Source organism: Cupriavidus sp. GW822-FHT06G04, from assembly GCF_058799075.1.
Window position 1 is genome coordinate 1 of record NZ_JBXALD010000030.1, and the last position, 2882, is coordinate 2882.

The 2882-nt window shown below is 57.3% G+C and carries 3 protein-coding genes; 2 read left to right on the forward strand and 1 reads right to left on the reverse strand.

Annotation, left to right across the window (positions count from 1 at the left end; all coding sequences use genetic code 11):
* The first annotated feature begins 157 nt into the window (after positions 1 to 157).
* Both AC1RKI_RS30005 and AC1RKI_RS30010 read left to right on the forward strand, forming a co-directional pair.
* Positions 158 to 559, forward strand: a complete 402-nt coding sequence (locus AC1RKI_RS30005) for a hypothetical protein (RefSeq protein WP_490713700.1) — start codon at positions 158 to 160, stop codon at positions 557 to 559.
* A 229-nt stretch (positions 560 to 788) separates the two neighbouring features.
* Positions 789 to 2009, forward strand: a complete 1221-nt coding sequence (locus tag AC1RKI_RS30010) for a DUF4272 domain-containing protein (RefSeq protein ID WP_227461095.1) — start codon at positions 789 to 791, stop codon at positions 2007 to 2009.
* 137 nt (positions 2010 to 2146) lie between these two features.
* Here AC1RKI_RS30010 and AC1RKI_RS30015 read toward each other — a convergent pair whose 3' ends face one another.
* On the reverse strand, positions 2147 to 2674 hold the full coding sequence (locus AC1RKI_RS30015) for a hypothetical protein (protein WP_490713701.1): 528 nt from the start codon (positions 2672 to 2674) through the stop codon (positions 2147 to 2149).
* Positions 2675 to 2882: the final 208 nt, after the last annotated feature.

Sequence of the window (2882 nt, forward strand, 5' to 3'; positions counted from 1 at the left end):
CTCGGCCTCTGCTTCATTTGCAACACCTCCACTGCTCACACAGATTCTAGGTGTTGCATCGACCGGTTGAATCCGCAGCCATAAACGGACAGTCGGGATAAACTCCAACTTTCGCTCCTAACGGCCAAACACCTCTCTCGCTATGCCTCGGACTACTGTGGAAATCGCCGCCGACATTGCCACCTTTGTCCCTAAAGAGGACAACTGGCTTCCCTTGGATTCGCTCGTTGCCGAACTCTGGCAGGCGGGGTATCCCGAGCAAGCAATACCTCAGCTTCTGAGCGTGTTTGAGCGCTACCCAGAGGAAGACGGCTTTGGGGTGGTATGGACCGTTCTCCACGGACTCGAGTCGTTGCCAAACTATGAGCCAGAGCTACTTCGGTCCCTCGCCCGGCAGCCCAGCGAGTTCGGCATTCGCATGGTTGGCCGGTTGATCAATGCAGGCATACGAGAGGTTGGCGGCGTCTCGTTGAACGATACGCTGCGAGAACTGGCTGCCGCAGCGAGTTCCCTGCAACTTCGCAAGACCGCGGCCAGCTTTGCATCGCGAAACAACTGACTCGCCGTGCACTCGAATCAGTTACGGAGGTGCGCTGCTCTGCGGGCTCAGCTCAGGTAGGACTTCCGAGATCGGCCAGATGCCGACATACGCAGACGTCGAAGATCTGCGCAGAGAGCGTGAACTAAATATCCCTATGGCAACGTAGCAGTTCAACTCCAAGAGGAGAGCAATCGCCCTCGCCATGGCCTAGGCACGTTGAGCTGGCTACATTCACACCCACAAAACAATGATCAATGAAACCATGGCGACCGAGCCCGTTACGTTATTCGCCCAGATACCCAATCCGCGCGTTGTGATCGAGGTGCTAAAGAAGATGAATGCGAAATTCACAGTCGCTGGACCTGAGGACGCGTGGAGCCAAGTCGTCGTGACGACCGGTGGATGGCTGAAGAAGAAGCAACTAAGAATCACCCATGATCCCGCCTATTACACTGGGCAAGGGTGGCAGGCACAGAAGCAGGGTATGCACGGCTATTTTTCGCGATTCCCGAGTGCGCCAGAGCAAGCCAAAGCGCTTGCATTGACAGGGCAATTCGGCTTCGCGCTCGGCACAACTTGCGATCCCGACGCAGAAGCTGGTGACGAGCGATATGCAGTGTTATCGGAGATCGCCGAAGCGCTCGATGCGGTGTGGTTCACACCGTCGTCCCTGCGCGACGCACAGGGCAGAATCCTGTTTGCCGCCAGCGGAATGGCGCCCGATGCAGGTGCTCGGTGGCCGGCATATACACCTGCTACGCCAACCACCTTGGCCGCCGGCACGCCCGACAATGAGATGCTCGCTCTCAAGCACCGCGTCTTCAACGAACTCGGATTGCTCGGCTTTCGACCGGCGAATTCGTTACCCCTGCCCGACCAGCACTCCGATGTATGCGCCCCGTACAGGCTATGCACTCGGCTGATGGCATTGCACGCTGTATTCGCCTGGGCTGCGGCGCCTGAACGAGTTTTCGAGTCCGCGCTCCTGCAGGCCTACATCGAGCGCAACAATCTGCGTGCATCAATGACGGAGAGCGAACTCACGGTGATCGACTTGCCGCGCGATGAGGCGCAGGCGCAGCATGCTGGGACGGTCGGGTGGAAGCTAGAGAACATGTGGGCGCTAGCATGGACCATAGGCTTCGATGAAGTCCCATCACTGGACTCCGGCCAGATCCCCGATGCGATCACCCAGGCTATGCTGTTTCACTTCTTGCCCGGCATGGACGGCAATGCGGTTGATTTCGCGGCCAGGGTAGCAGTGCGCCCTTTGCGCGAAATTGTCTACATGGAATACAAATTTTACTGTGCTCATAATGCTGTTCGCAGCGCCCAAATGGGTGGCACCACTGTCCCCGCAGGCTTCGATCCCATCGCGCACGGCGGCGCAGTTCATGAACGCCGCCATTCCCTCACTTGGTCGCTGGCACCAGGAGTCGACTGGGACGAGACCGATTTAAGTACCTGACGTGGCCGAGATCGGAAATCTAATTCTTGCGACAGACAGCCTCCGGCCACAAGCGGTCGCTCGACAGCGGCTCCGACTTGCCGAAAAGTTGTCCCATAGCCCGCGTCTGTGCGTCCTCCAACATCTCGGCGTCCGGGTTATCCCATGCGACGCTCTATGCGAATGACTTCAGGCGACTGCGCGTCCATGAACATATAGCACCGCCCAAAAAGTGCTTTCTTTCCAAAATCGTCAAACGTGTTTTGACCGAGCGGCGTAAATAGGACTTCCGACGTGGCGAGGGCCCGTTGATGCTGACTGTCAATCTCGGCCCAGTGTTTATCCGCAATGTCAGATAGCACGAGACTTGCGACATCATATTGGTACTGAACGAGGATATTTCCATCCTTCATGTTCAGCGGGTTCATGTCGGGGTGCGCATGAAAGACCTTATGCAATGATTCCTTTGCGTGTCGTTCGGACGCAGCGTCGCTGAGGTCATCCGGGAGTATGGCGATGGTGCCGTAGCCGAATACGGCAAAATCACGAGAGTTGTTGGTGTAGAAGCGAATGCGTTCAACGATACGCTCAAGTGGCTGCCGGACGGCTGGCTTCCAATCCGGAACCGGAGGAAATCGCCCGGGAGACTCTGCAGATGGTTGGCTCTTCTTGAAGAAATCAAACAAGATCGATTATCTCCTGATCGTTCTAGAAGCGTTGTTCGGGCGCGGTCGTCAGCGACTATAACCCGGGATGAGAAGCGAGGGTTCGCTGGAAGTCTAGCATCGGGCGCGGCAGGATCGGCCGGTGTCAGCTTTGGGTCGAGGCCGTGTGGAAACGTCTCTCGAATCGCACTGACACACGTCGCCTCCGGGGCTGAGCCTGCTTTGTCGA